At 74.7% G+C, this 7764-nt stretch carries 8 protein-coding genes; 5 read left to right on the forward strand and 3 right to left on the reverse strand.

The window, feature by feature from the left end; genetic code table 11:
- Positions 1-58 precede the first annotated feature (58 nt).
- From EAD89_RS08865 to EAD89_RS08875, 3 genes are all read left to right on the forward strand, one after another.
- Positions 59-514 carry a GNAT family N-acetyltransferase gene (locus tag EAD89_RS08865; protein ID WP_121675402.1) on the forward strand — a complete coding sequence of 152 codons (456 nt, stop codon included), beginning with the start codon at positions 59-61 and terminating at the stop codon, positions 512-514.
- 118 nt (positions 515-632) lie between these two features.
- Entirely contained in the window at positions 633-1688 is a 1056-nt protein-coding gene (locus EAD89_RS08870) for a lytic polysaccharide monooxygenase (RefSeq protein ID WP_121675398.1), read from the forward strand.
- Positions 1689-1781: 93 nt separating this feature from the next.
- Positions 1782-2303: a GNAT family N-acetyltransferase gene (locus tag EAD89_RS08875; protein WP_121675403.1), complete on the forward strand. Its 522-nt coding sequence runs from the start codon at positions 1782-1784 to the stop codon at positions 2301-2303.
- Here the strand turns inward: EAD89_RS08875 and hemQ are convergent.
- Genes hemQ through hemE form a run of 3 tightly spaced genes read right to left on the reverse strand, consistent with a single transcriptional unit; the run spans position 2287 to position 5498 of the window.
- The gene (hemQ, locus tag EAD89_RS08880) at positions 2287-2988 is read right to left on the reverse strand and encodes a hydrogen peroxide-dependent heme synthase (protein WP_121675399.1); all 702 of its coding nucleotides are present in this window, start codon (positions 2986-2988) and stop codon (positions 2287-2289) included. The genes EAD89_RS08875 and hemQ overlap by 17 nt on opposite strands.
- Complete coding sequence (hemG, locus tag EAD89_RS08885; RefSeq protein ID WP_121675400.1) at positions 2985-4394, reverse strand: protoporphyrinogen oxidase; 1410 nt, start codon at positions 4392-4394, stop codon at positions 2985-2987. The genes hemQ and hemG overlap by 4 nt, the downstream gene beginning before the upstream one ends.
- Positions 4395-4400: 6 nt before the next feature.
- A complete protein-coding gene (gene hemE, locus EAD89_RS08890; RefSeq protein ID WP_121675401.1) occupies positions 4401-5498 on the reverse strand; it encodes a uroporphyrinogen decarboxylase in 1098 nt (365 codons plus the stop codon).
- Positions 5499-5703: 205 nt separating this feature from the next.
- On the opposite strand from hemE, the gene EAD89_RS08895 reads away from it, so the two are divergent.
- A complete protein-coding gene (locus EAD89_RS08895) occupies positions 5704-6276 on the forward strand; it encodes a DUF3000 domain-containing protein (RefSeq protein WP_121654001.1) in 573 nt (190 codons plus the stop codon).
- Between the two features lie 174 nt (positions 6277-6450).
- Positions 6451-7764, forward strand: a 1314-nt coding sequence (locus EAD89_RS08900; protein WP_147457366.1) for a ribonuclease D, incomplete at its 3' end; no start/stop codon positions are given.

The raw sequence follows: 7764 nt of genomic DNA on the forward strand, positions 1-7764 counted from the left end.
GGCCCGGCCGGGCGGGACGCCCCGGGGCCCGCCCGGCCGGACGGCCTACCATCGGTGGGTGCCCCAGCAGACCATCGAGGTCCGGACGGCGTCCTTCGCCGACCTGAACGCCCACAACTTCCACGACCTGCTCAAGCTGCGCATCGACGTGTTCGTGGTGGAGCAGGACTGCCCGTACCCGGAGCTCGACGGACGGGACGTGGAACCCGGCACCCGGCACCTCTGGCTGACCGACGGCGGCGCGCCGCTGGCGTACCTGCGGATCCTGGCCGACCCGGACGGTGTCGCCCGGATCGGTCGGGTGGTGGTGGCCCCCGCCGCGCGCGGCGGCGGGCACGCCGGCCGGCTGATGAGCGCGGCGCTGGAGGTGGTGGGCAACCGGCCCTGCGTGCTGGACGCCCAGTCCCACCTGGTCCCCTTCTACACCCGGCACGGCTTCGCGGTCAGCGGCCCCGAGTACGTCGAAGACGGCATCCCCCACACCCCGATGCGCCGCGATGCCATTGACGGTTGACGATCAGCCTGGCATCGTGCCGGGTAGAGCCATCGCGGGAGCCTGCGAGTAGGCACGGGAGCGGGCAACTCCCGGCGGTCCGGGTGTCGTCGTCCGACCTCATCCCCCCGGGGGCTCCATGTCCACTCTCGCCCGATCACCCCGCGTGCTCTGGCTGCTCGCCGTCGCGGCCGCCGCCACGCTCCTGCTCACCACCGCGCTGACCACCGCGCTGGTCCCGCCCGCCTCGGCGCACGGCTCGGTCGTCGACCCGGCCTCGCGCAACTACAGCTGCTGGCAACGCTGGGGCAGCGACTTCCAGAACCCTCGGATGGCCACCGAGGACCCGATGTGCTGGCAGGCCTGGCAGGCCGACCCCAACGCCATGTGGAACTGGAACGGCCTGTTCCGCGAGGGCGTGGCCGGCAACCACCAGGGCGCCATTCCCAACGGTCAACTGTGCAGCGGCGGGCGCACCCAGAGCGGTCGCTACAACGCCCTGGACACCGTCGGCGCCTGGAAGACCACCGCGGTGTCGAGCAACTTCCGGGTCCGCTTCTTCGACCAGGCCAGCCACGGCGCCGACTACATCCGGGTGTACGTGACCCGGCAGGGCTTCAACCCGCTCACCGAACAGCTGGGCTGGGACGACCTGGTGCTGTCCGGCCAGATCGGCAACACCCCGGCGTCGCAGTGGAAGCAGGAGACCGGCGGCGTCTCCATCGAGATCCCGGTGAACGCGTCGGGCCGCACCGGCCGGCACATCGTCTACACCATCTGGCAGGCCAGCCACCTGGACCAGTCGTACTACCTGTGCAGTGACGTCGACTTCTCCGGTGGAACGGGCACGCCACCGCCGACCACGCCACCGCCGACCACGCCACCGCCGGCCGGGGCCTGCACGGCCACGTACGCGGTCACCGGCCAGTGGTCCGGTGGCTTCCAGGCCGAGGTGCGGGTGACCGCGGGCGGCTCGCCCACCCGGGGCTGGTCGGTGAGCTGGAACTACACCGGCGGCCAGCAGGTCACCTCCGCGTGGAACGCGACCGTCACCAGCAACGGCACGCAGGTCACCGCGCGCAACGTCGCTCACAACGGCAGCCTCGCCGCCGGAGCGAGCACGACGTTCGGTTTCCTCGGCTCGTGGAACGGCACCAACCCGCTTCCGCTGGTCTCCTGCACCACGACCAGTTGATCCCCGTCCGGCGCCGCACCCGGGCGGGGGTGCGGCGCCGGCCGGCGGGAAAATGCGGTGGTGCACGCCGCCGACCACCGGCATCATCCCGACATGATCGAGATGACCGTGCTCACCCCGGACGACTGGCCCACCTGGCGCCAACTGCGGCTCGCCGCCCTCACCGAGGCGCCGGAGGCGTTCGGCTCCCGGCTGGCCGACTGGCAGGACGACGGCGACCGCGAGCAGCGCTGGCGTGACCGGCTGAGCATCCCCGGCTCGCACAACCTGGTGGCCACCCTGCACGGGCGGCCGGTCGGGATGGCCAGCGGCGTACCCACGCCGGACCCGCTCGTCAGGGAGCTGATCTCGATGTGGGTGCACCCCGAGGCGCGCGGCCGCAAGGTCGGCCACCAGCTGGTCGAGGCGGTGGCGAACTGGGCCCGCGACGGCGGCGCCGACCGGCTGCGCCTCACCGTCATGCCGGACAACGCGGCGGCGAAGGCCCTCTACCGGCACGCCGGCTTCAGCCTCACCGACGAGGTCGGCGACCTGCTGCCCGACGGCGTACGCCGCGAACAGGTCATGCTCCGCCCACTCGGACCCGCGTCCGCGGGGATCAGACCAGGCAGTTGACGATCTCGGCGACCGAGCGGCGGCGGCCGGTGTAGAACGGGACCTCTTCCCGGACGTGCCGGCGGGCACCGGAGGCACGCAGGTCACGCATCAGGTCGACGATGCGGTGCAGCTCGTCGGCCTCGAAGGCGAGCATCCACTCGTAGTCGCCCAGCGCGAACGAGGCCACGGTGTTGGCCCGCACGTCCGGGTAGCCACGGGCCAGCCGGCCGTGCTCGGCCAGCATCTCGCGCCGCTCGGCGTCGGGCAGCAGGTACCACTCGTAGGAGCGGACGAACGGGTAGACGCAGATGTACGAGCGGGCCTCCTCCCCGGCCAGGAACGCCGGGATGTGGCTCTTGTTGAACTCCGCCGGCCGGTGCAAGGCCATCTGCGACCAGACCGGGGTCATCGCCCGCCCCAGCGTGGTGCGGCGGAACCGCAGGTACGCGTCCTGGAGCGCGTCGCTGGAGGCGGAGTGCCACCAGATCAGCACGTCCGCGTCCGCGCGCAGCCCGGAGACGTCGTACACGCCCCGAATCACCACGTCCTTGCCGGCCAGTTCCTCGAAGAGGGACTCGACCTCACCGGTGACGTTGTCCCGCAGCGACGGCAGCGGGGCGCTGGCCCGGAACACCGACCACATGGTGTAGCGGATGCTGGCGTTCAGCTCCCGCAGCCGGGCCGCGTTGGTCTGCTCGGTCATCTCGCCGATCCTCCCAGTGCTGTGATGATCTCGTCGGCCGCCGTCTCGCCGGAGCGGACGCAGACCGGAATGCCGACGCCGTCGTAGCCGGCGCCGGCAAGGACCAGGGTGGGGTGCGCGGCCCGCAACGCCGTCCGCGCGGCGGCGACCCGGTCGGCGTGCCCCGGGGTGTACTGGGGCAGCGCCCCTCCCCACCGCTGCACGTGCCCGTCGACCGGCGCGGGCAGCGGCGCGCCGAGCACCGCCGACAACTCCCGGTGCACGGTGGCCGCCAGGTCGGCGTCCGGGCGCTGGAGCTGCGCCTCCTCGCCGTACCGGCCCACCGAGGCGCGGACCAGCGCCAACCCGTCGGGCCGGCGCAGGTGCCCCCACTTGGTGGTGAAGAAGGTGGACGCCTTGATCAGCAGCCCCTCGGTGCTCGGCACCAGGAAGCCGGACAGCTCGGGCAGCTCGGGCCGCGGCAGCGCGAGGGTGACCAGCGCGACGCTGGCGTAGTCCAGCTCGCCGACACCCGCGGCGGCCGCCGGGGCCGGACCGGCGAGCAGCCGGGCCGCCGGGCGGGCCGGCACCGCCAGCACCACGGCGTCCACGTCGACCAGCTCCGGGTCCCGGGTCGGGCCGACGGTGAGCCGCCAGCCGGTGGTCGTCGGGGTCAGTTCGCGGACCGCCGCGTCCCGCCGCACCGTCGCGCCGCTGGCCGTCGCCGCCGCCTCGACCAGGGTGCTGAGCCCACCGGCCAGGGTGCCGAAGACCGGGGCGCCGGGCGCGCGCGGCGCGGCGGCCTGCGCCGACCGGACCGCGCCGGTCAGGGTGTGCTCCACCCGGGCCGCGCGGGCCAGCGCCGGCATGGTGGTGACCAGGGAGAGGTCGTCGGCGCGGCCGGCGTACACGCCGCCGAGCATCGGGTCGACCAGCCGCTCGACCACCTCGTCACCGAAGCGGGACCGGACCAGCGCGCCCACCGAGACGTCCTCGTCGGGCCCGACCAGCGGCCGGCCGCCGTCGGTGTCGGCGTCCACGGCCGGGCGGGCGACCGTGGTCACCCGGTCCAGATCCCCGGGTACGCCCACCAGGGTGCCGCCCGGGATGGGGCGCAGCCCTCCGTCGACGACCAGCGCGGCCTGCCCGACCGTGGGGTGCACGATCTGCTCGGCCAACCCGAGCCGGCGGGCCAACGCCACCGCCGCGGACTCGGCCCCCGTCGGGTCCCGCATCAGGAAGGACTCGGCGCCGAACTCCACCTGCTGGCCGGCCAACTCCCCGGAGCGCAGCTTGCCGCCCAGCGAGCCGGACTGCTCGTACACCGTGATCTCGGTGCCGGCCGGAGCGCGGTCGCGCAGCCGGACCGCGGCCGCCAGCCCGGCGATCCCGCCGCCGACCACCGCCACCCGCCAGGGCTGCCGCATCGCGCTTCAGCCCTGGTCGGCCCGGCGGCTGGAGAGCTCATGCACCAGCGCGACCACCCGGGTCAGCACGTCGGGGTCGGTCTCCGGCAGCACCCCGTGGCCGAGGTTGAACACGTGTCCGGGAGCGGCCCTGCCCTGGTCCAGGATGCGGCGCACCTCGGCCTCGACCACCGGCCAGGGCGCGAGCAGCACGGCCGGGTCCAGGTTGCCCTGAACCGCCTTGTCCGGGCCGATCCGGCGGGTCGCCACGTCCAGCGGGGTACGCCAGTCGACGCCGACCACGTCCGCGCCGGCCTCGCCCATCGCGCCGAGCAGTTCGCCGGTGCCCACCCCGAAGTGGATCCGCGGGACACCAGCGTGCGCCAGCCCGCTGAGCACGGCGGTCGAGTGCGGCAGCACGTAGCGGCGGTAGTCGGCCTCGGACAGCGCGCCGGCCCACGAGTCGAACAGCTGTACGGCGGACACGCCGGCCTCGATCTGCACCCGCAGGAAGCCGATCGTCACCTCGGCCAGCCGGCCGCAGAGCGCGTGCCACAGCTCCGGTTCGCCGTACATCAGCGCCTTGGTCTTCGCGTGGGTCCGCGACGGGCCCCCCTCGACCAGGTAGCTGGCCAGGGTGAACGGCGCGCCGGCGAAACCGATCAGCGGGGTGTCGCCCAGCTCGGTCACCAGCTGTCGTACCGCCTCGTCCACGTACCAGACGTCGTCGCGGGTGATCGGGCGGATCCGCTCCACGTCGGCGGCGGTGCGGATCGGTTCGGCGACCACCGGCCCGGTGCCCGGCACGATGTCCAGGTCGACCCCGGCCGCGGCGACCGGCACCACGATGTCGCTGAACAGGATCGCCGCGTCCACCCCGTGCCGGCGCACCGGCTGGAGGGTGATCTCGGTGACCAGCTCCGGGCGGCGGCAGGACTCCAGCATCGGCACGCTCGCCCGGATCTCCCGGTACTCCGGCAGTGAGCGGCCCGCCTGGCGCATGAACCAGACCGGCGTGTGCGGGCCGGGCCGACGCCGGCATGCCCGGATGAAGGGCGAGTCGGCCGGCCCGCCGGGGCGCTGTTCTCCGTCTCGGGCGGCAGTGCCCGTGGTGTCCGTGCTCATCGCCGCAATCGTGCCACGGCACCCACCCCCTCCCCGCCGGGGGTGAAAGGAAGAACACCTTCCCGGCGCCACCGGCCCGTGTCAACGCCGGTGCCGCGGGCCGGCCCGGATCGGACGCCGGGTACGCGCAGCCGAGCCGCGGTACGGATTCGGGTGTCGGCGCGCCGTCGAAGCCGGGGGGCCGACGGCGGCATAGGCTGCCGGCATGGCCCCCCCGATCGCGCTCCCGGAGACCTTCGCCCGCGCGGTCGCCGGGCTGCGGTCGGCGGCGCCCCGGCCGGAGATCACGCTGGAGGAGGTCGGCGCTCCCCAGCGCCTGGCCCCGTACGCGTTCGCGCTCTCCGCGACGGTGTTGCGCGACGGCGACGAGGTGGCCACCGGTCGGCTGATCCTGCTGCACGACCCGGCCGGGCACGAGGCATGGCAGGGCACCCTGCGGCTGGTCACCTACGTGACCGCCGAGCTGGAGGTCGACCTGGCCGCCGACCCGCTGCTGCCCGGGGTCGGCTGGACCTGGCTGACCGACGCGCTGGACGCCCACGACGCCGGCCACCGGGCCATCGGGGGGACGGTCACCCAGACCATGTCGACCCGGTTCGGCGATCTGGCCGGCCCGCCCACGGCCGGCGACATCGAGATCCGCGCCTCCTGGACGCCGGTCGACGACGATCTGGCCCCGCACCTGCTCGGCTGGTGCGCGCTGCTCGCCTTCACGGCGGGCCTGCCCCCACCGGGGGTCACCGCCCTGTCCGACCGCCGCCCCGCGGGCGCCGCCTGACCTCGGCGCCCCCGCCCTGCCTTCCGGGGCTGCGGCTCCACGGACCCGAACCTGCGCGAACGGGCTCCGTATCCCCCGATGTCCGGCATGCCGGAGGACACCTCGCGGACACCTGATCGACACACGCCGGACCGGCTGCACCCGCCGGATCACCGCGCGCACTAGGGTTGGCAGGTGACCGACGAACCACCCCTGCGCCGTCGGCCCGCCGAAGAACTCCAGGGAAACGCACCCCAGCACCCGCCGTCGGCCCAGCCGCAGCCGGCGGGCGACGGGGTCGACCCGACCGACGGTGGGCCCGTTCCGCTGACCGCCCCGCGTGACGGCACCCCCGATCCGGTGGCCACTCCGGCCGAGCTCGCCGAGGTCGTGGCGCGTTTCGCCGCGGGCACCGGCCCGGTCGCCCTGGATGCCGAGCGGGCCTCCGGCTACCGCTACAGCCAGCGCGCCTACCTGGTGCAGCTCCGTCGGGCCGGTGCCGGCACCGTGCTGATCGACCCGCTGCCGCTGCCCGACCTCAGCACGCTGGACGCCGTGATCGGCGAGGCCGAGTGGGTGCTCCACGCCGCAAGCCAGGACCTGCCGTGCCTCGCCGAGGTGGGGTTGCGTCCGCGCCGGCTGTTCGACACCGAACTGGCGGCGCGGCTGGCCGGGTTCGAGCGGGTCGGCCTGGCCGCGCTGACCGAGCAGTTGCTCGGGTTCACCCTGGAGAAGCACCACTCGGCGGCCGACTGGTCGAGCCGGCCGCTGCCCGAGTCGTGGCTCACCTACGCCGCCCTGGACGTGGAGATGCTCACCGACCTGCGCGACGCGCTGGACGCCGAACTGGCCCGGCAGGGCAAGTCGGCCTGGGCCGCGGAGGAGTTCGCCGCCCTGGTCCGGACCGGGGCCCGCCCGCCCCGGGTGCGCGCGGAGCCCTGGCGGCGCACCTCCGGCATCCATCGCGTGCGTGGGGCGCGGGCCCAGGCCCGGGTCCGCTCGATGTGGTACGCCCGGGACCAGATCGCGGCCCGGCGCGACGCCGCGCCCGGTCGGGTGCTGCCCGACTCGGCGATCATCGCCGCGGCCGAGCTGGACCCGAAGGACGAGAAGACCCTGCTGACGCTGCCCGGTTTCGGCGGCCGGTCGGTTCGCCGGCTGGCCCGCACGTGGCTGGCCGCGCTCGACGACGCCCGGCAGCTTCCGGACGACGCGCTGCCGGTCACCCCGGCGGTGGAGGGCCCGCCTCCGCCGCACCGGTGGGCCGAGCGCGACCCGGTGGCGGCCGGTCGGCTGGCTCGCTGCCGGGAGGTGGTGGTCCGCATCGCCGGCAAGCACAACCTGCCCCCGGAAAACCTGATCACCCCGGATTCGGTACGCCGGTTGGCGTGGACCCCTCCGGAGGAGCTCACCGAGGACGCGGTGGCGGAGACCCTGCGGGGCTTCAACGCCCGCGAGTGGCAGATCGCCCTCCTCACGCCCCACCTGACTCCCGCCCTGCACCCGGAC

It is taken from the genome of Micromonospora sp. BL4, assembly GCF_003667505.1.
Lineage (GTDB): Bacteria > Actinomycetota > Actinomycetes > Mycobacteriales > Micromonosporaceae > Micromonospora.